Below are 1,532 nucleotides of genomic sequence, written 5' to 3' on the forward strand. Positions count from 1 at the left end.
CCCGATTGTGTTGAAAAAGGCTGGCTTGCAGTAGTGTCGGTGGTCTGATTCAATTGCCTTGAGGCGAGCGGAGACGGGCCGATGATGGGCGAGCGGACGGTGGCGCAGGAGGCGCTGTTCTACAGCTTCAGCCTGGAGCGGCACGTGCCGGGGGATCATCTGCTGCGCTCGATCGACCGGTTCGTGGATCTGTCGGGCATCCGCGAGGAGCTGAAGCCCTTCTACAGTGACACGGGTCGCCCCTCGATCGATCCGGAGCTGATGATCCGGATGCTCATCATCGGCTATTGCATGGGCATCCGGTCCGAGCGGCGGCTGTGCGACGAGGTGCATCTGAACCTGGCCTATCGCTGGTTCTGCCGACTGGATCTGGACGGCGACGTGCCCGACCATTCGACTTTCTCAAAGAACCGGCACGGGCGCTTCCGCGACAGCGACCTGTTGCGCCGGTTGTTCGAGACGACGGTCTCGCGCTGCATGGCCGAGGGGCTGGTGGGCGGCGAAGGGTTCGCGGTCGACGCCAGCCTGATCCGCGCCGATGCCAACCGCCAGACCGGCGGGCCGGGAAGCGATGGCGTACCACCCGACGCCGACAGCCGTGCGGTCCGCGAGTATCTGGCGGTTCTCGACGATGCAGCGTTCGGCGCAGCGACACCGGTGGTGCCAAAGTATCTGGCGCCGGCCGATCCGGCAGCGCGCTGGACCAGCGCGCATCGCGGGCCGGCCTTCTACGCCTACTCGACCAACTACCTCATCGACCTCGACCACGCCGTCATCATGGACGTGGAGGCGAGCACCGCCGTGCGCCAGGCCGAGGTGACCGCGTGCAAGCGCATGATCGCGCGGGTGCAGGACCGCTTCGGCGTCTGGCCCGAGCGACTGGCCGCCGACACCGCCTACGGCTCGGCCGAGATGCTCGCCTGGCTGGTCCACGAACGTGACATCCAGCCGCACATCCCGGTGTTCGACAAGTCGGCCCGCCGCGACGGCACGTTCGAACGCGATGCCTTCACCTACGACCATGACGACGACAGCTACGTCTGCCCTGGCGGCAAGCGCCTTCGCCCCAGGAACCGCAACTTCGCGACCGCCCGGGGCGATGTCGGCCAGGACGGCTTCATCCGCTATCGCGCGCGACAGCAGGACTGCGGCGGCTGCGCCCTGCGGGAACGCTGCACGCCCAATATGCCGGCGCGAAAGGTCACCCGCTCGATCCACGAAGGGGCTCGCGACCTCGCCCGCGACATCGCCACCACCGATGGCTACGTCACGTCTCGCCGCCAGCGAAAGAAAGTCGAGATGCTGTTCGCGCACCTCAAGCGCATCCTGAAGCTCGACCGATTGCGCCTGCGTGGCCCAAACGGTGCCAGGGACGAGTTCCATATGGCAGCCACCGCCCAGAACCTCCGCAAGTTGGCCAAGCTCATCCCGATGCCGGTACAGCCGCTACCCGCCTGAGGCGGTCAGCGGCTTCCGGCGCAAACCAGCCCCCAATTGTCTCCGCGCCAGACGCCGACTTCTTCAACACAATC

General features: G+C 66.6%; 1 protein-coding gene. It reads left to right on the forward strand.

Features of this window, described 5'->3' with window-relative positions:
• Positions 1–81: 81 nt before the first annotated feature.
• On the forward strand, positions 82–1,458 hold the full coding sequence (locus BRX43_RS20015) for a transposase (protein WP_125996792.1): 1,377 nt from the start codon (positions 82–84) through the stop codon (positions 1,456–1,458).
• Positions 1,459–1,532 lie beyond the last annotated feature (74 nt).

The sequence above is a fragment of the Sphingomonas sp. S-NIH.Pt15_0812 genome (assembly GCF_003951315.1).
In the GTDB taxonomy this organism is placed as follows: Bacteria; Pseudomonadota; Alphaproteobacteria; order Sphingomonadales; family Sphingomonadaceae; genus Sphingomonas.